At 61.1% G+C, this 17751-nt stretch carries 13 protein-coding genes and 1 pseudogene; 1 reads left to right on the forward strand and 13 read right to left on the reverse strand.

What is annotated here, in order from left to right; genetic code table 11:
• Positions 1 to 86 precede the first annotated feature (86 nt).
• The 7 genes from JQ616_RS28515 to JQ616_RS28545 form a co-directional block, all read right to left on the reverse strand.
• Positions 87 to 1262, reverse strand: coding sequence for a cystathionine beta-lyase (locus JQ616_RS28515; RefSeq protein WP_212020376.1), 1176 nt, complete (start codon positions 1260 to 1262; stop codon positions 87 to 89).
• Between the two features lie 253 nt (positions 1263 to 1515).
• Entirely contained in the window at positions 1516 to 3345 is a 1830-nt protein-coding gene (locus tag JQ616_RS28520; RefSeq protein ID WP_212020378.1) for an MOSC domain-containing protein, read from the reverse strand.
• 228 nt (positions 3346 to 3573) lie between these two features.
• Entirely contained in the window at positions 3574 to 4788 is a 1215-nt protein-coding gene (locus tag JQ616_RS28525; protein WP_212020380.1) for a pyridoxal phosphate-dependent decarboxylase family protein, read from the reverse strand.
• Positions 4789 to 5250: 462 nt separating this feature from the next.
• Positions 5251 to 5421 (reverse strand): transposase, encoded by a 171-nt coding sequence (locus JQ616_RS39830; protein WP_349630053.1) that lies wholly within the window; start codon positions 5419 to 5421, stop codon positions 5251 to 5253.
• 8 nt (positions 5422 to 5429) lie between these two features.
• Complete coding sequence (locus JQ616_RS28535) at positions 5430 to 6197, reverse strand: crotonase/enoyl-CoA hydratase family protein (RefSeq protein WP_212020382.1); 768 nt, start codon at positions 6195 to 6197, stop codon at positions 5430 to 5432.
• A gap of 32 nt (positions 6198 to 6229) precedes the next feature.
• Complete coding sequence (locus JQ616_RS28540) at positions 6230 to 7012, reverse strand: SDR family NAD(P)-dependent oxidoreductase (RefSeq protein ID WP_212020384.1); 783 nt, start codon at positions 7010 to 7012, stop codon at positions 6230 to 6232.
• Between the two features lie 19 nt (positions 7013 to 7031).
• On the reverse strand, positions 7032 to 8282 hold the full coding sequence (locus JQ616_RS28545; RefSeq protein ID WP_212020386.1) for an acetyl-CoA C-acetyltransferase: 1251 nt from the start codon (positions 8280 to 8282) through the stop codon (positions 7032 to 7034).
• A gap of 43 nt (positions 8283 to 8325) precedes the next feature.
• Between JQ616_RS28545 and JQ616_RS28550 the strand changes: the two genes are divergently transcribed.
• The gene (locus JQ616_RS28550; RefSeq protein ID WP_212020943.1) at positions 8326 to 8505 is read left to right on the forward strand and encodes a hypothetical protein; all 180 of its coding nucleotides are present in this window, start codon (positions 8326 to 8328) and stop codon (positions 8503 to 8505) included.
• Here the strand turns inward: JQ616_RS28550 and JQ616_RS28555 are convergent.
• The 6 genes and pseudogenes from JQ616_RS28555 to JQ616_RS28580 all read right to left on the reverse strand — a co-directional run.
• Positions 8492 to 8770 (reverse strand): annotated as a pseudogene (locus JQ616_RS28555) (helix-turn-helix domain-containing protein); the annotation flags it as partial. The gene JQ616_RS28550 and the pseudogene JQ616_RS28555 sit on opposite strands and share 14 nt — an antisense overlap.
• A gap of 979 nt (positions 8771 to 9749) precedes the next feature.
• Positions 9750 to 11417: a hydantoinase B/oxoprolinase family protein gene (locus tag JQ616_RS28560; protein WP_212020390.1), complete on the reverse strand. Its 1668-nt coding sequence runs from the start codon at positions 11415 to 11417 to the stop codon at positions 9750 to 9752.
• 11 nt (positions 11418 to 11428) lie between these two features.
• Positions 11429 to 13513: a hydantoinase/oxoprolinase family protein gene (locus tag JQ616_RS28565; RefSeq protein ID WP_212020392.1), complete on the reverse strand. Its 2085-nt coding sequence runs from the start codon at positions 13511 to 13513 to the stop codon at positions 11429 to 11431.
• A 46-nt stretch (positions 13514 to 13559) separates the two neighbouring features.
• On the reverse strand, positions 13560 to 14774 hold the full coding sequence (locus tag JQ616_RS28570) for a M24 family metallopeptidase (protein WP_212020394.1): 1215 nt from the start codon (positions 14772 to 14774) through the stop codon (positions 13560 to 13562).
• A 70-nt stretch (positions 14775 to 14844) separates the two neighbouring features.
• The gene (locus tag JQ616_RS28575; RefSeq protein WP_212020396.1) at positions 14845 to 16191 is read right to left on the reverse strand and encodes an MFS transporter; all 1347 of its coding nucleotides are present in this window, start codon (positions 16189 to 16191) and stop codon (positions 14845 to 14847) included.
• Positions 16192 to 16227: 36 nt separating this feature from the next.
• Positions 16228 to 17649: a M20 family metallopeptidase gene (locus JQ616_RS28580; RefSeq protein ID WP_212020398.1), complete on the reverse strand. Its 1422-nt coding sequence runs from the start codon at positions 17647 to 17649 to the stop codon at positions 16228 to 16230.
• Between the last annotated feature and the right edge of the window lie 102 nt (positions 17650 to 17751).

The raw sequence follows: 17751 nt of genomic DNA on the forward strand, positions 1-17751 counted from the left end.
GCGTTAGGCGACAGCGGGCAGCGCCCGTTGCTGTTGCCTCGGGAAAATGTGACGTCACGGGTCGGCGCGACGGTCCTGGATGAGAGTTAGGCGGCGACTTCGTCGCGCTGCTGGATTCGGCCGAGGGCTTGCTCAAGATCCGCGATGAGATCGCACGGCTCTTCCAGGCCGACGTTAAGCCGCACGAGGCGCCCGCCGTAGTCCTTCCCGGGCCGGTCGAGTTTGGGATAGAGGATCGCCAAGGCGGTAACGCCGCCCCAACTAAAGCCGATTTTGAAGAGCTTCAAATTATCGACGAAGGCTTCGACCTGGCTGGGGTCAATCTCCCGGCCGAACAGGATCGAGAACACACTGGCCGATCCCGTGAAATCACGCTGCCACAACTTGTGGCCCGGGCACGAAGGCAGCGCCGGATGGAATACCGCCTCGATGTCCGGCTGCTCCGCCAGCCAACGGGCGACCTGGAGCGTCGATGCTTCGAGCCGCTCCAGCCGCACGCCGAGCGTTTGCAGGCCGCGCAAGGCAAGGCTCGCATCGTCGGGAGAGACGGCCATGCCGAGCTGCTTCGACGCGGGACCAACCGCTTCGTAAGCCTTCTGCGTTCCGACCGACACCGTGCCGAGCAGGAGGTCGCTATGACCTCCGACATATTTGGTCAGCGCCTGCATGCTGACGTCGACGCCATGCGCAAAGGCATCGAAGAGCACACCTGCCGCATAGGTGTTATCGAGCGCCACCGGCGCGCCACGCGCATGGGCCGCTTTCACAATGGCCGGCACGTCCTGCACCTCCATCGTCACGGATCCCGGGCTTTCGGTCCAAATCAGTGCGGTGTTCTCGCGGATGAGGCTGGATATCTCTGCACCAATCAACGGGTCATAGGCCTCGACCTCGATGTTGAGACCACTGAGAAGACCGTCCGCGAGTTCGCGGTTCGGGCCGTAGGCCGTGACCGGTACAAGCGCATGGCTGCCAGCCTTGCAGAATGCAAAATAGATCAGCGCGATTGCGGCCTGACCACCAGGCACGACGAAACTGTGGCGCGCACCCTCGATCTCCGCGACGCGCGCTCCAAGCTCCAGCACTGTGGGACTGCCATAGAGGCCGTAGGTATAGCCGACCTCGCTCTGCCGCCAATCGTCGGCCGCATCGGCCTGCCGCTCGAACACAACTGTCGAGCCACGATAGGTCGGCGTCACCAGCGAACGAAATCCCGAGGGGGCTTGAGCGGTGGGATGAACGAGTTTCGAGCGCCAATGCATGACGGTTGGCTCCTGGGTATCAACAATGGGTATGCCAAGAGCCACGTCATTCCTTGTGGATACATCCGACGACAGCGACCGTCTTTTCTCCGGCAAGAGAGAATCTATTGCATCTAGAGCGAGAAGTTTGCGCTATTCTCAGCCATAAAATGAGATTTTTTCTCACTCGGCTTTTACGCGGACGCAACGCTCGCTGGCGCCGATAAGACCCTTCCGCTAGCGCTGGATGCGGAATCCCGCCAGCGCGGCGCCTTTAGCCGCCGATGACGAGATCGCTCGTCGGTACCGCGCAGCACGTCAGCACTTCTTGCGGCGCCAAGGGAAATGGCGGTTCGGTCAGATGAAACACCGTGCCCTGCCTGACCGTCTGCCGGCATGCTCCGCAGACGCCGGCGCGGCAGTTGGCCGGCAGCGCAAGCCCCGCATCCTCGGCCAGTTCGAGCAGCGTGCCTTTTTCGATCGACCAACTCGCCTCGGCCTCGGCGCCTTCGAATCGGACGGTAAGCGGTCCCGGAAAGGGTGCGGGCCTGCGCTCGAGTTTAGTCCCCGCGGGCGAGGCGAAGCGCTCGCTGTGGATCGCTGCCACCCGCGCGCCGGCGCCTTGCGCAAATACCTGTATGTCGTTCATGAACGGCTGAGGACCGCAAATGAAAATCTCCGTGTCCTCCAAGGCCATTCCGTCGAACGCCTCGGCCCCGATTCGCCCGGCGTGCGCGTCCGGAGGAGCCGGGCTCTCCGCGCGGCTCAGGTAGAGCCGACAGCGCACATTGGGCAGACCATCGGCGAGACGGCGAAGCTCATCCCAGAGCGCAAGATCATCGGGCCCGCGAGCGCTGTGCAGGACGTCCACCTTGCGCTCCACATCGCCGCTTTCGGCAAGGGCGCGAAGAATTGCCGTCATGGGCGTGATGCCAATGCCGGCGCTGACCAGCACCAGCGGCGACGCGTCCTCAGCGAGATGGAAGCGCCCGAAGGGGCCGGAGATCAGCACATGGCCGCCCACAGTGGCCGTGTCGTGGATATAGCTAGAGACACCCTGCGGCCTGCCCTCGTTCTTGACGCTGATGCGCAGAAGGTCGTTCTCGACCCCGGAGATCGTATAGGAGCGCCAGGCAGGCTCTCTGCCCTCCGCCGCGAAATGCACGCGAATGTGCTGCCCCGGCTTCGGATGCGCCCGCACCGCTGCGATCGGATCCTTCATCCAAAGGGAAACGGTGGAAGCACTCTCGTCCACACGCTTGACGACCTCGGCATAGCGTGGCCAGTCATGAGGCGCCGGCGGATTTGGATTGGCAGCGCCCGTGACAATCGCGTCGACGGCCGACCCCAGATCGAGGATGGCATCGCCGGCGCGGACTCGGCCCGACTTCACAACACGCGCGTACATGCCGCAGAAAATGTGCCCCTCCTGCAGGGCAAGGAGCGCCGGCATGTTGATATCAACTTCGCCCGTCGTCGGATTGACTGACGTCGCCTTGCAGCGATCGATCGGGCGGATCACCTCCAATTCCGCGTCGCCTATGCGAACGCGCCGCCCGATCAGCTTCCACTCAGACCATGCGGCAAGCCCCGCAACGTAGAAATTGGCCCGAAACCGCAAAGGGTCGACCTCGCGCCCGGCCTTGCGGGAGAGGTCAGCAATCGTTTCGACGTTGATGATCGAGATTGCAGCGTCGTCATAGTCCCACCAGCCGAGATCGCGGTGCCGACGTGACAATTGAGGCGGGTGCGCTCCAGTTGCGGGAAACCACGAGGCGATCTCGGTGTTTGCGTGCTCGACAGAAAGCGCACTCGCCAGGTCGACGGCGATCGTTCGGCCATGTGGAGAAGTAACGACGAGCGATTGCGTATCGTCCTGGAAGTCGATCCCGAATAGCGGCAGCCCCTCGTTCTTCGTCATTCGGACGAAGCCCTGGCAGGGGGACCAGCCAGTCGTCGAAATCGCGGCCGATCCATTCGTGACACCCATGAAACGATCGAACGGAAGTCCTTCACCGGGCAATAAGGATGCGCCGGAAAGGCGCCGTCCGGCGAACCCTTTCACCGGGTATCGGTAGATGGATTGAAGATACGCCTTGCTCATCGCTGGACCCGCCGGATTGTGTTTGAAGAATGCCGGAGCTGGCGAGACCAGTCTCGATTCCGGTGCCCCCAAGGCTCGGGCCTACGCGCATTGTCCAAGGGTGTGCCACAGCGCCAACGTTAGAATATATTGCGACGGCCAAGATAAGTGCGCTCGAAATCGGATGCCTATTCGAGAATTTTTATCGCCCAAGCAAATCGCTGTGACCGATATCGTCGGCCGGCGCGCTCATCCGGTCGACCCAAGCGCACCATTTATCGCGTCCGCCAGCCTATCGATGTCGGCGTTGGGGTTTGCCGCGACGTTACGCAGCCATGGCGTATTGTCCAGGAAGGTCACGGACGCGAACCCGTTGGGCAGTCGCGCGTGAAACTCCAATGTGTCGACCGGCGAGCGGGGTCGCCATACGACGACCCCCGTCTCTGGTTGCCCGCGGAGTTCGAGTTTCTCGTTCCCTGCGATGAATTCGGCCAGACGGGCGGCCAAGGCCACGCAATATTCGATGCGGCTCGCCAGCCCTGACCGACCCCAGGCCATCAGCGTCGCAAGCAGCGGGACCGCCGCGGCGCCATGCGATCCTTGAATGCCGATATTCGGGGCTGCGAGATAAGCGCCGCCGAAGCTGATCGCTGCGTGAGATGCCTCGACGTCCCGAAAGAAAATCAGACCGGCTTCCTTCGGTTGGAACAACCATTTGTGCGCGGAAACCGCGACAGAATCGGCGCGCTCCAGACCTTGGAGCCGATCGGCGAAGGCTGTGGTCAGGCGCAAAGGACCGGCCCAGGCTGCGTCAACATGGGTCCACGCCGCTCGACCTGCCAGGTCCAGCGGGTCGATCGCGCCGGTGCTGGTTGTCCCTGCCGTGAGAACCAAAGCAGCATCTCGCAGATCACCGATCGGTACATCTGCATTTATCGCGCCCGACGCCGTTGATGGGAGGGTTCGGTAGCGCAAGCCCAAGAGATGAGCGGCTTTGGCTATGGACAGATGCGCGCCTTCTCCCGCGACGACTTCGGTGATCCGGGTGCGCTCTCGCGCCGCCCATAAGGCCGTGATGTTGGCGAGCGTAGAACCTGACGTCATATGCCCGCCCGACATACCGAAATAGGGCGCGAGCCACGCGATCACACGCTGCTCGATATCGCGAGCAACGGGGGCGGTTGCGGGATGGAGGAGATTCTGGTTGAGCGACACATTCCAGAGCGCGGCGGCCCATGTCACCCAAGGCGTTGGGGGATCCATGTGGGCAAAGGTGGTGTCCGCGCCAAGCCGGCTGGCGCCGGCGAGGACGAGAGGGGCAAGAGCATCGAGGGCCTGCCTAGCTCCGATCCCGTCCTCCGGCAGATCAGTCCCCAGGCCGGGGTCGCAATAGTCGCCTGGCGCGCCCATCAGCGCGATTGCCTGCTGCAGCCCTTGCTGATTTGTCGAAAATTCAGAATCCACCTTTGCCTCCGAGTTTGGAGCTTTCCAATATCTGTTCGCCACACCGGGCGCCAATGCCGTTCCCTATTCAAGACCACCGGATTGCTTCCCAGCCAGTGCTGACCTGATGTTTATTCGGCTATCCGGATTTCGGTGTTGGATTCGAAGCCAACCGACGTTTTCCGAACTATCTCGCTTCGTCTCGCCGACGCTGACCGGCCGGCAATGAGCCCGTCTTGCTGGCGTCGGCCGAGCCGTCGCACCGCAATGCCGCCGAGATGGCGGTCTCCGGATTCCGAAAGTGTAAGCCTCGGATGCGGGCGAATAACGCCAAGCTTCGACGCTTTGATGGCGAATGGCCGCGCCCGGAGCGCTCCAACCGCGGATAATGCGAAGAGCTGGAGCTCATTCACACAGTAATCTGATTAGCCAAGACCTTCCACAAAACCGGCTTGACCCTCTTGCGCGCCTCGACCCGACCCTTCAGGGCCGGGTCGAGGCGCGCGGCTGGTTCTCGATATACTGTCGTACGATGGCAATCAGCGCCCCTCCGCAGGAGGCGGCAAAGTAACTTGGACTCCAGATGACGGCCTTGCACGTCCATCTCGTGTTCGTGACCAAGTATAGGCGAAGTGTCCTCAGCGATCGAAGCAATCGATACCTTACTTGCCCTTCCAGTTCGGCGCGCGCTTCTCTGCAAAGGCGGCCGCACCCTCGCGGGCATCATCGGATGCGAAGACGTGGGCAACGATCTCCTGCTGCTTCCTCCACATCTGGTCTTCCGGCCAGAACCGGGATTCGACGATCACCTGCTTGGATGCCCTCACGGCGAGCGGGCCGTTGGCGCCGATCGCCGCCGCAAGCTCAAGCGCGGCGTCGAGGGAGGAGCCATCCGTCACGCGGTTGATGATGCCGAGTTCGTAGGCGCGGTCCGCGCCAAAGAACTCGCCCGTCAACGCAAATTCCATGGCCACACGGAATGGCATCTGGCGCGGCATACGGATCAGTCCGCCGGCCGCGGCGGCTAGCCCGCGCTTCACCTCAGGGATCCCGAACTTGGCATTGCGGTTCGCGACAATCATGTCGCACGACAACGCGATTTCCATCCCGCCGGCGAGCGCGAAGCCGTCCACGGCCGCAATCAGCGGCTTCCTCGGTGGCGCCTCGGTAAGGCCAGCGAAGCCGCGACCGGGGATCGACGGCCGTTCGCCTTTCAGGAACCCCTTGAGGTCCATGCCCGAGCAAAACGTGCCACCGGCGCCGGTGATGATACCGACGCTCAGGGCATCGTCGGTGTCGAGCCGATCGATCGCGGCGGCCACGCCCTTGGAGAGGGCGAGGTTGGCCGCGTTCTTGGCTTCCGGCCTGTTCAGGGTGATGATCAGTATGGGGCCGCGGACTTCAGTGAGGACGGGAGTGTCTTCGGACATCGTTTTCGTCTCCTGTTGCCGTGCGCAATTGCCTAGCGCGGAGCCATGCGGATCGCACCATCGAGGCGGACGTCTTCACCGTTGAAGTAGCCATTGGTGATCATGGTCAGCGCCAGCTGCGCATATTCCTCCGGCAGGCCAAGACGCTTCGGGAACGGCACCGAAGCGCTGAGGGCGGCCTTGACGTTCTCCGGAGCGCCCTGCAGCAGCGGCGTGTTGAAGATACCCGGCAGGATGGTGTTGACGCGGATGCCCTCGGCCATCAGGTCACGCGCGATTGGTAGGGTCATGCCTACGACGCCGGCCTTCGAGGCCGAATAGGCCGCCTGCCCCATCTGGCCGTCCTCGGCCGCGACCGAGGCGGTGTTGACGATCGCACCGCGCTCACCGTCCGCCAGCGGTGTCAGCGACAGCATGCCCTGGGCTGACTTGGCGATGCAGCGGAAGGTGCCGACGAGGTTGATCTGAATGATGCGGTTGAAGGCGTCCAGCGGGAAATGGGTGGGTTGGCCGGTGTTCTTATCCCGCCCGGCGGTCTTCACGGCGTTGCCGGTGCCGGCGCAGTTCACCAGGATGCGCTCCTGGCCGTGCGCCGTGCGGGCCTTTGCGAAGGCCGCATCGACCTGCTCGTCGGAAGTGACATCGACCTTGCAGAACACGCCGCCGATTTCCTTGGCGACAGCTTCACCTCTCTCTTCGTTGAAGTCGAAGATGGCGACTTTCACGCCTTGCGCAGCGAGTGCCCGCGAGGTGGCTGCGCCGAGGCCGGATGCGCCGCCGGTGACGACCGCGACGACTGATGAATCGAGTTTCATTTCAGTATCCTTTTTCCGGTTAGATGCGTTCGATGATGATGGCCGGCGCCATTCCGCCGGCGGCGCACATAGTGACGAGACCGTACCGTCCACCGCTGCGCTCAAGCTCGTCGAGCGCCGTGCCGATCAGGATTGATCCGGTCGCGCCGATGGGATGGCCGAGCGCGATGGAGCCGCCATTGATGTTGACCTTCTCACGGTCCAGCTCGAGGTCGCGGATGAATTTCTCGGCGACGACCGCGAAGGCCTCGTTGATCTCCCAGACGTCAATGTCGTCCTTGGTCAGGCCGGCCTTGGCGAGAACCTTCTTGGCCGCTGGAACGGGAGCGTTCAGCATCAGCGTCGGGTCGTCACCCTGATTGGCATAGGCCACGATCCGGCCGCGCGGCTTGAGCCCGTGCTTCTCGGCATATTCCTTTGAGGTGATCAGAACCGCGGCAGCGCCGTCCACCACGCCCGAGCTGTTGCCGGCATGATGCACGCCCTTCCAGTCGAGGCCCGGGTAGCGGCGCTGAATCTGCTTCTTGAAGGTCACGCCGTTGCCGAGATCGAAATCGGCAAGCTGCTCGAAGCTGGGCTTCAGCGAGGCAAGTCCATCGGCGGTGGTCTCGGGGCGCGGAAATTCCTCGCGATCGAGGGCGGTGCTGCCGTCATCGTTGAGGACGGGGATCACCGACTTGGCGAACCGGCCTTCATCGATGGCCAGCTTGGCGCGCTGCTGGCTGACCAGTGCCAAGGCGTCGCAGGCCTCCCGGCTGATCCCCTCGCGCGTGGCAATGGCGTCGCCACACACGCCCTGGTGAGACTGCGGGTGAATGGCGTCGAGCGCCGGATTGTCCGAACCCATCATCCGCGCCGGCTGCCCCGCTTTGGAGCGCTCTGCCGCGAGCGTCTGTTGATAGCTCATCATCTCGGTACCACCGGCGATGACGCAGTCCTCCATCCCCGACATCACCGAGGCCGCCGCGAGGTTCACCGACGTGATGCCGCCGCCGCAGAAGCGATCCAACGTTGTGCCGCTGGCATTGATGTCGTAGCCGGCCGCGAGCGCCGACATGCGTCCGAGATCGCCGCCCTGCTTGCCTTCCTGGGTCGAAGTCGACCAGACGATGTCATCTACGGTCGACGTATCGAGCTTGTTGCGCTCCTTGAGCGCTTTGAGCACGGTTGCGGCCAAATGCTGCGGATGCAGGTGCGACAGCGCCCCCTTGCCCGGCTTGCCGATGCCCCGTGGCGTGCGAACAGCGTCGATGATGTATGCTTCAGACATATTTTTCCCTTCGTTTCGAACGTTCTTGTCACACCGAGCAGTGATGATGGTTCTGACTAAGCCATTCCATTTTGGTCATGTCAGGCGCGACAACTTCGTTGCACTGATCTTCGAAGTATTCAAAACCCGCGAGCTGATCTCCCGCCACATGGACGCGCGCGCTCTTAATGAAGCTGTTGCTCTGGCACAGGCCGCCCTGTCGCAGCTATCAAAGAGGCGCTGAGCGCGATGGCACGGGGGCCCAGAGCATATTTTTGCTCTTGCGGCAGATAGACCAATTGGCCGATCTGGATCAGGGTTAACGTGAGACGAGACACCGTCGATCGAGGAAGGCCACAGCGGTCGGCAATTTCCCGATTGCCGAGGCGCATGTTTTGATCCTCGAAGCAGCGCAAGATGTTGAATGCGCGCGATACGACTTGTATCACGCCTCTGTTTTCCACGTCGGCCGGGGGCCCCTCTTGCAGTATCTCAGGTCGACGTCCCATCGCTTACGCTCCCAACCCAATCGTATTTTCGTGGGGCGACGAATCCATCCGCTTTGAGCAACGCACTCCTCGCTGCGGTCGCTCGCCGTAAAGCATCAGATCACTGCGGCCAGACTCATCACCTGAGTGATCGCACGCTTGGAGTCGATTGCTGAGGGTGCGATACACTCTGGCGTACGTGCGAGCGGACCCAAATGCAGGATCTGACAGGGACGCGTGCACCGCATCCGTGATCACACGGTGCCGTACAGCCTTTTGCGGGATCTGCGGTTCGACGCCGTGGCCGCTTGCCTCGACATTCGGCGGAATGCAGCTCGTGATGATCATGCCGACGCCGTGCGGTGTGCGCGGCAAAGAATGCGGCCTTACTGGACAAAGCCGTTCTCGGCCTCTTTGAGGCTGGGGTTCAAGGAACCATGAACTCAAGCGGGGACACAGCGATCGCTGGTTGGCCAACATCAGGCGTGCACTCTTCCCATAGGGCTCACAATGGAACCTTAATTAAGCGATTAATTAATTGGTTAGCTGAGTGATTAGGGTGGCCGGAGCTGCTTGTCAACCGTCCCTGCTTGCAGCGGTGTATCCGGTGGACGCCGGACCTCGGCTTGGGCCCATCACCTCTTCGACCCACCCCCGTCGGGGCCCCGTTTTCGGCTATCCGGTTACGGTGTTGAATTTGCAGCCAACTGACGTTTTACCGAACTATCGCGATTGTCTCGCCGTCAGGTCGGGCAACTTTCGTCCAAGCCGTCGCGCCACAACGCCGCCAACAAAGCGCGTCGTCACCGGATCCCGCAATGGCTCTTGCGTCACGCACCGGCCGACCGCCGGCAAGGTCAAGAACGTCACCATCTCGGCCGTCGCCGGAGATTGGTTTGCCCCGGTGCAAAGGGAGCAGGAGACGCTGATGCCGGTGACTACTCTCGACCCTGAAGGGCCGAGAGTAGTCACCGCGCGAATCGTCTGGGTGCCGGGGTCGTTAGCTTGCGTGGGCCTCGTAGGCATAATGCACAAAGGCTGCTTCAACCGACACCAATTCGTCCGCAATGTCCTGTTGGACCCTGGTCCGGTCGCGCGCAGACGCCGGGCCGATACCACCACCACCGGGCGTGTTGACGACAAGACGTTCGCCTGGCGGAATGACTTGGAATCCCTTGCCGTTGAGCCGAACACCGGATTTCAGGCCGATATATCCTGCGCGGCCGTCGAGCCCGCCATCGCGGCCCCTCGCGGGATGCTCGATCCTGTCGAACGCGGCGAGGATCTGGAACGGCTCGCCGATGCCACTCTCCACCTCAATTACCTGTCCGAGACCACCCCGCGTACGCCTGGCGCCACCTGAATCCGGCAGCAATTCCTTTCGCCAGAAGATCAGCGGCGTAGCTGCTTCGGTAATCTCGACCGGCGTGCCTTGCACACCACTTGGATAAGCAGTTGCCGAAAGTCCATCCTTGTCGGCGCGGGCCCCGGTGCCGCCGTTATTGGTCGCGGAAATAGAGAAGCCGTAGTTCCCGGAAGTGCCATGGGTTCTACCCCGCAGGGTGAGGAGCCAGACGCATGAGGCCCCTTCCGCCGGCACGCGCTCCGGAATCACTTGCCGCAGACAACCGAAAACCACATCCGGCAACATCATGCCGAGCACGTGGCGGGTGGCGACCGGCATCGGCTTCTGCGCGTTAAGAATCGAGCCTGGGGGAGCCCACACTGTAAGCGGACCAAGTGATCCCGCATTATTGGGAATGTTAGGAGCGATGGCGCAGGCGAGCGCAAACACGGAATAAGCAGTGGCATAGGCCAACGGGACGTTAATACCGAACCTCGACGCGGATGAGGAGCCACTGAAGTCCACATGAATTCCTGTGTCCGAAACCGTGACGGCGGCTTCGAAGGTCACCGGCGCTTCGTAGCCATCGACCACCATCGTATTGCGCCAGGTACCCTTTGGTAACTTGGCGATTTCGGCAAGCACTGCCTCGCGCGAACGATCACATATGTGGTCGGCCAAGGTATCGAGAGTGTCGATACCGAACTCGTCCATCATTTCGACGAGCCGCTTTGCTCCGACGTCATTGCACGCAGCAAGTGAATAGGTGTCGCCCTCCGTGTCGACAGGCAGGCGTGTATTGGCTCGGATCATCGCCATCAGCGTCTCGTTAATAACGCCCTGGTCAATAAGCTTGAGCATCGGGATATACAGGCCTTCCATGAACACATCGGTGCCGTCCGGTCCGTAGCCGATCCCGCCGATATCGATCAGATGGCTGGTACAGGAGAACAAGGCGACCAGCTTGCCGTTCTTGAAACACGGGGTCGTCACCACAAAGTCGTTAAGGTGGCCCGTGCCGAGCCAGGGATCGTTCGTAATGTAGGCGTCTCCCGGCCTCATGTTTTCGATCGGGAAGTGAGCGATGAAGTGTTTCACGGATTCGGCCATTGAGTTCACGTGGCCTGGCGTGCCCGTCAAGGCCTGGGCGAGCATGCGACCCTTGAGGTCAAACACGCCGGCCGACAGATCACCGCATTCACGTACGATAGGCGAAAACGCGGTACGCATCAGAACTTGGCCTTGCTCCTCGACGACTGCGAGCAGACGGTTCCACATAATTTGCAGATCGATCAGGGCAGCGCCCTCCTTGGATTTGCTCATGTCATACTCTCCTAGGCAGCCTTGCGGTCCATGACGATACAGCCCGCACCGTCAATGTGCGCATCGAAGGTGGCGGAAACAAAAGTTGACGTCTCGTCCTCTGCGATCACGGCCGGACCGGCAACGACGGCACCTGCCGCGATGCGGTCTCGACGATAAAGCGGCACTTCGATTGTCCGACCCAACCGACCATCGAAGAAAGAGCGTATACCCGTAGGTTTCGCTGCCCCGTTGCGTTGCGCGGGAGCGGCGCGTTGCGGCGGGTCAATTGGCGTCGTCGCGAGGACAGACCAAGTCAGGATTTCGATGGCGGCTCCCGGAATGGGTCGCGCGAACAAAGTCGAATATCCGGCTTCGAATGCGGCCCGCAGCATGGGGACATCGTTCTCAGTAAGAGCTCTTTCGGGCAGTTCGATTGTGATCTCGTGCCCTTGGCCGACATAGCGCATGTAGGCCAAGCGCTTTTCAACCACACGCGCACCTTGCGCGCCGTGTTCGACGAGGGCACGCGCCTCCGTCGCCATTTCGGAAAGCAAGTCGGAGACGGCCTGGCTATCGAATTCGTCGAGCAAGACGCGTCGGCTGCGCACAAGTTCATAGGAAATCGGCGTTGCGAGGAAGCCGACCGCGGAACCGACACCCGCGTTGGGTGGCACGATAACCCGTGATACGCCGATCTTCTCAGCTACGCGCGCCGCATGGAGTGGTGCCGCACCGCCGAATGCGATCAAGGTGTGTTCGGCAACGGCAGCGCCTCGCTCGACAGCATGGACCCTGGCTGCGCTAGCCATGTTCTCGCAGACCATTTCATGTACCGCATACGCGGAGAGTTCCGGCGAAAGCCCAAGGGGTTCGCCAACGTCTCGCGCCAGCGCTTCACGGGCGCGGTCCGGTGCCAACGCAATACTGCCGCCAGCGAAGGTGTCCGGATCAATCATGCCGAGGACCACATCGGCATCCGTGACGGCAGGGCGGCATCCACCACGGCCATAGCAGGCGGGACCGGGCTCAGACGATGCGCTCTCCGGTCCCACGGTAACGCGTTTCAGGGCGTCGACATGCGCGATCGAACCGCCACCTGCCCCGATCTCTACCATCTCTATGACGGGAATGCGCAGCGGCAGCCCGGAACCTTTCAGGAAGCGGGCCGCGCGGTCTACCTCGAACACACGGGACGAGTGCGGTTCAAATTTCTCAATCAGACAAATCTTGGCAGTGGTGCCACCCATATCAAATGAGAGCACCTTCTGCTCTCCCAGTCTGGCCGCCGTCTGCGCAGCGAAGATGGCGCCACCGGCGGGCCCGGACTCGACAAGGCGAACCGGGAAGCGCCGCGCGGTATCGATGGAAGTAAGTCCGCCGCCAGACGTCACGAGATAGATAGCGCCGCAGAACTGCTCGGCTTCAAGACCTTGCGCCATCCGCCCGAGATAGCCATCCATCAGCGGCTGAACGTAGGCATTGGCGACTGTCGTAGAGGTGCGCTCGTATTCTCGCACCTCGGGACAGACTTCGGAAGAAAGCGTTATCCATAAATCCGGCAACTCTTCCCTGAGCACGGCGGCAGTGCGCCGTTCGTGGTCGGAATTGGCGTAAGAATGGAGAAAGGCGACCGCGACGCTCTCGATACCTGATTGGCGGAGGACCGGAGCAAGTGCTCGTACGGCGCCCTCATCGAGCGGGAGGCGGATGTTGCCGTGGACGTCCACGCGCTCCGGCACGGTGAAACGCCGCGCTCGGCCCACCAAGGATCTGGGCTTCTCGATGGATAGATCATATTGGTCGTAGCGGCTCTCGGTGCCGATATCGAGAATATCGCGGAAACCCTCGGTCGCGATGAGGGCTGTGCGCGCGCCACGGCGTTCGATGATTGCATTTGTGGCGAGCGTAGTTCCGTGCACGAACACGTCGATGTCGCAGATGCGAAGATCCGCGTCTCGAAGAATCAAGCGCATACCATCAAGCACGGCCTCTTCGGGGCGCGCGGGCGTGGTGAGAATTTTTCGGGTTCGGCGTCTGTTGCCGACGTCCAAGACAACGTCGGTAAAGGTTCCTCCGATATCGACCGCGAGCCGGACCGTTCCTTCTGTATTCATGTTTTCCTCGATTTGGGCGTTATTTTTACGTATCCAAGCGCCGAGATCAGTTGGTGATCACCGGGCACTCGCGCGAAGCACGCAAGGTCAGTAGTTCGCTGCCTTGTTTCGTCACAACGACGTTCTCTTCGTGAATCATGAGCCTGAGATCTCCATCGATGCTGGATCGATAAGGCAGACTTGGCTCTATGTTCAGGATCATGCCTTCCTCAAGAACAGTTTCGTCGGTTGCGCTTATCGACGGAGGTTCAGGCATCCACAGGCCCATTGAATGCCCGTAGCGGCCGATACTGGTGTTGCCGACGCCACCGGCATGTCGATCGAACACGTTCTGCATCGCGCGCCAGACGTCGCGGGCCATAACACCTGGCCTCACGGCCGATAGACCTGCCTCGGTAGCCTGCCAAGCAACTTCGTACGCATGCGCCGTATCGTCGTCGATCGAACCAAAGGCGAAGTAGCGGTTGAAGTCGCACCAGTAGAAGTCGAAATGACATCCTGAATCGAGATAGAGGACATCCCCCCTCGCGATGATCCGATCGGTGGGTGCTGTATATGCACGCCGATGGCCGCCACGCCCGGCCACACTTGAAATCTTCGGAATCTTGTCGGCTCCACGCAGGAAACATTCCAATTCATAGGCACGACAGGCTTCCCGTTCAGTCATTCCGGTTCGAAGATGTCGCGGCAGCGCAAGGAACGCCTCCGAAGCTATGCGGCAAACGGTGCGAATCCGATCGATTTCGGCCGGTGACTTCTTCATCCGCAACGGCGTAAATACTGCTTCGGTTGCGTCAATGAGCATTCGCGGCGCAATGATTTTGGCAAGGCGCTGCAGGTCGGCGCCGGGAAGTCCAGGTCGCGATTCTGCGCCAAGCTCGATGCCTATCCGCGCTCCTTTCCCGGTAAGCTCCGCCAGAGTGGCAGCGACGACAGAGACGCCCTCATCGGCAGGATTTGGGCTGGGCCATGTTCTTATCTCGGTAATCCAGGTCGTCTCCCGCAACACGTCGTCGACACCGGACGGCACCAGAGCAATCGGCAAACCATCGGAAGGTATCAAGATGAACCGAGGGCGCGTCGTTTGATACGGTGTCGGGACCATGTCTCCGGTGAAGTAACGAAAGTTGTACTCGAATGTCGCTAGCGCCGTGTCGATGCCGCTACGCCGCATCAGATCCTGCGCACGCGTAATACGTTGGAGATATTCCTCACGCGAAAACGGCGTGTGTGGAATCGTATTCAGCAGCGGCCAATTCATCTCATCCTCAGGCTTGGCTATCCATCTCATCAGCGGTGGGTAGTGCAGAGACCCAGCGCGCGTTCGCACGCTAGGCTCGGCCACCTTCAGTAATCAGTTCGAGCGGCTGCCCCCGGGTTTCGCGTCCGAGCATAGCCATGGCGAGCGACTGGATCACAAACAGGATTGATACGGCGGTGACCACACCCATTGCTCCCCAGTGATTGAACAGGAGAACAGTCGCGAACGGCGTTCCAAGCGCAGTGAGGCGGGCAATGCCCAAACAAATGGAATTGCACCGCATTCGAGCGGCCGTTGGGTACAACTCCGGCAGATAGACAGCTTGGATTGTGGCGAGCAGAAAATAGGTTACTGTAAAGACAACGAACCCAACCGCCATTCCGGATACCTGGGACGTCACTTGGCCGAACGCAAGACCCGCTATCGCTGCGGCCAGGGAACCGAAGATGATTGCGGCTCGGCGCCCGATCCTGTCTACGAACAGGAATGCGAGGAACGTGCCGATAGGCCCGCCTAGCGACATCACAGTTGCCTGTCCCAACGAGCTGTTAATCGGAATTCCCTGCTTCACGAGGAATGATGGCACCCAAGCGATCAGTCCGTAGAGCGCCGCGAACATCACGGTCTGCATCAAGCTTCCGAGAATGAGAGGTCGTACCAGCTTGCGTTGGAAGATCGATTGGTATTGGGGACCCGGGGTTGGTTCGGGATGGCCGAGTGTCAGACCATTCCGGATCGTCTCCGCTTCGATAGCAGTAACGACGTTGTCTGCTTCAGCGAATTTTCCTTGGGTTTCGAGCCAACGAGGCGATTCTGGCATCACCTTTCTCATCCAAAGGATGATGAGCGCACCGACACCGGGCAGGACGAACATGATCCTCCAACCAAACCACGGGATCAGAATCCAGCTTAGAAGTGTCGACGTTAGGAGGCCGAAACTCGAGATCGTCGAAAGCAGCGCAACCCAGCGTCCGCGCTTTGACGCCGGAACAAATTCGGAAAGGGTCGCATAGCACAACACCAGTTCGGCACCGAGACCAACGCCGCAGATGGCCCGCGTTACGATCAGCCACTCCATGTTGGGAGCGAACGCCCCCGCTATCGAGGCGATTCCGAACAGGGCAAGGTTGAAGCGGAAGATCGGACGTCGGCCAAACCGATCGGAGAGAACGCCCGCGATAGCTGTGCCGAGCAGCATTCCGGCAAATGTCATCGAGATGAAGAATGCATTCAGCTCAAGGGTCGAGAAACCGGTGTTAAGGAATACGCCGGTGACGGCGCCTGCGATGTAGAGGTCAAACGCGTCGCAGAACAGCCCACCGCCGATCAGGACCAGAAGCCGTCTGTGAAACGATCCCGGCGGTAACCTATCCAATCGTGCCGCGGAATTTAGGTCGTGCCGAATCGGCTGTTCCATTGCTTATTCCCTCCTCGATTTATTGTTTGTGTGCAGTCAGTGCATGGGCAATTCCGGACGAGCTCCTTCTGGAATCGGATCTATGAAGGGCGTTTCCTGCAGACGTCGCCGGTGATCGTCCTTTGCCTCTCGGATCAGCTCAGGTTGACAAAGCAGGCTGACAGCAACGCTGGCCATGATTTTAGCGGCGTGCGCCATGCCTTTATGAGCGGCAGGCGCTTTGCCCTGAGCGACGAGCTGCCACGAGTGCCCCGGCGTTCCGATGGCGAAGGTTGCGCTACGTAGTTGAACCGTAGGGACGATCCAGCTCACGTTGCCCACATCTGTCGATGTTACGAGCGTCCCATCACCACTCTCTGGTGGGAAGACGAAGTCACACAATGCCGCATCTTTCGATGGTTTCAGCCCAAAGGCCGCATACGATGTCCGAATATCATCGTCCGTGAATGTCTTCTGGAAACGCGCGGCAAAGGCGCGGTCTGCATCGTCGAATTGCGGCGGACCGAGCAGATCGAGATGCGCGTGCATCAGTCGCTCGAGGGGCGTGTTGCCAACAAGGTTCGCCTCACCCGTCACGACCTGCCAGCGTACTCTGGTCTCGGTCATCAGCGCCGCGCCCTCGGCGATTTTCTCGACCCGCCGGAGCAGAGTCTGAAGTTCCTGGACGCTACCTCCCCGTACCAGATAACGAACCGTGGCCTTTGCCTGGACTACATTGGGAGCCACGCCGCCGGCATCGATTATCGCGTAATGTATCCGCGCGCGGCTCGGCATATGCTCCCGCATATAGTTGGCGCCGACGTTCATGAGTTCGACGGCATCCAGCGCACTGCGGCCGAGATGGGGCGTTGAGCCGGCGTGGGATCCCCGGCCGGTGAAATGAAAGTTCACCTCACTGCAGGCAAGCGAAACGGGATTGGCTACGCCTGTGAAAGGGGCCGGATGCCAGGTTATCGCGATATCGACGCCGTCGAAGGCACCTGCCCGAACTAGAAAACCTTTGCCTGAACCGCCTTCTTCAGCCGGGCAGCCGTAGTAGCGGACCCGTCCCGGGATCCGTGCAGTCTCAAGGTAGTCTTTGACCGCCGTCGCGGCCAACAGTGCTCCAGCCCCGAGAAGATTGTGGCCGCAGCCGTGCCCATTTCCGTCGGCGGCGATCGGTACTGGCTCCAAAATGCCGGCCTGTTGGCTCAGGCCGGGAAGCGCATCATATTCCCCTAGTATCGCGATAACGGGCCCGCTCTCGCCGGCCTCGCCAAGCAAGGCCGTCGGCAGTCCGCCGAAACCGCGGCTCACCTTGAATCCTTCCGCCTCGAGCACCGCCCCGTGAGCCTCGGATGAGCGATGTTCTCTGTAGTTTAGCTCAGGGGTCCCCCATACCTGGTCACTTAGCGCCCAAAACGCCGCCTGTTTGGCTTCGACGAGCGCCCAGATCTTCGTCTCAAGACGCGGTGTCATGCCACCCTCTCTCGATCGTCCGCGGCGCATCCTTGGAGCGATTGCGCTTGCGCTTTGCAACAATGATGAGAAAGTATTTTGCGGAGGGCGATAAGTACGCTC

It is taken from the genome of Bradyrhizobium tropiciagri (assembly GCF_018130545.1).
In the GTDB taxonomy this organism is placed as follows: domain Bacteria; phylum Pseudomonadota; class Alphaproteobacteria; order Rhizobiales; family Xanthobacteraceae; genus Bradyrhizobium; species Bradyrhizobium tropiciagri_A.

Bases quoted from the DNA above. Each gene is read 5' to 3' on its own strand.
- JQ616_RS28545 (WP_212020386.1), bottom strand. From the start codon at position 8,282: ATGTCTGAAGCATACATCATCGACGCTGTTCGCACGCCACGGGGCATC.
- JQ616_RS28535 (WP_212020382.1), bottom strand. From the start codon at position 6,197: ATGTCCGAAGACACTCCCGTCCTCACTGAAGTCCGCGGCCCCATACTG.
- JQ616_RS28515 (WP_212020376.1), bottom strand. From the start codon at position 1,262: ATGCATTGGCGCTCGAAACTCGTTCATCCCACCGCTCAAGCCCCCTCG.
- JQ616_RS28520 (WP_212020378.1), bottom strand. From the start codon at position 3,345: ATGAGCAAGGCGTATCTTCAATCCATCTACCGATACCCGGTGAAAGGG.
- JQ616_RS28560 (WP_212020390.1), bottom strand. From the start codon at position 11,417: ATGAGCAAATCCAAGGAGGGCGCTGCCCTGATCGATCTGCAAATTATG.
- JQ616_RS28540 (WP_212020384.1), bottom strand. From the start codon at position 7,012: ATGAAACTCGATTCATCAGTCGTCGCGGTCGTCACCGGCGGCGCATCC.
- JQ616_RS28575 (WP_212020396.1), bottom strand. From the start codon at position 16,191: ATGGAACAGCCGATTCGGCACGACCTAAATTCCGCGGCACGATTGGAT.
- JQ616_RS28580 (WP_212020398.1), bottom strand. From the start codon at position 17,649: ATGACACCGCGTCTTGAGACGAAGATCTGGGCGCTCGTCGAAGCCAAA.
- JQ616_RS28565 (WP_212020392.1), bottom strand. From the start codon at position 13,513: ATGAATACAGAAGGAACGGTCCGGCTCGCGGTCGATATCGGAGGAACC.
- JQ616_RS28550 (WP_212020943.1), top strand. From the start codon at position 8,326: ATGATGGTTCTGACTAAGCCATTCCATTTTGGTCATGTCAGGCGCGAC.
- JQ616_RS28570 (WP_212020394.1), bottom strand. From the start codon at position 14,774: ATGAATTGGCCGCTGCTGAATACGATTCCACACACGCCGTTTTCGCGT.